The sequence below is a fragment of the Pseudoalteromonas sp. GW168-MNA-CIBAN-0100 genome (genome assembly GCF_040309225.1).
In the GTDB taxonomy this organism is placed as follows: Bacteria; Pseudomonadota; Gammaproteobacteria; order Enterobacterales; family Alteromonadaceae; genus Pseudoalteromonas; species Pseudoalteromonas arctica.
Genome location: NZ_JBEOOL010000185.1, coordinates 1 through 392 on the forward strand (window position 1 = coordinate 1; position 392 = coordinate 392).

Annotated in this window: 1 pseudogene; it reads left to right on the top strand. The window is 34.7% G+C overall.

Annotated elements, in window-relative coordinates:
• Positions 1-222 (top strand): annotated as a pseudogene (locus AAEY62_RS20640) (antiviral reverse transcriptase Drt4); the annotation flags it as partial.
• Between the last annotated feature and the right edge of the window lie 170 nt (positions 223-392).

Sequence of the window (392 nt, forward strand, 5' to 3'; positions counted from 1 at the left end):
TACCTAAAGGGCCTAATTGATAATCCGTATGATGACAAAGTATTTGAGTGTTTGAAAAAATACAAGGTTAATTTTATACCTCGAAATACGAAAACTAAAGCTGAAAAAAACTGTGATAGAATTCAAAGTGAAATGACATCAAATGCACTAAAAAACGTATTTTCAGAAGTGAAAATACCTGCTGTACATAAAAAAACAGATGAAAACTCGACGGGTTTCTAGCTTTTATAGAGTATGATTCAAAGCTTGTGCTAATTAATGCATATTAATGGAGGAAGATAAAGTTAGCTCTTTGGCAATCCCTCCTCTGAACAGCGTAGTTTCTTTGTGCAAAGTAATTATTCACCCACACACAAATGCATCAGTTAAGCAGCCAAGCCTCAAGCACGCAC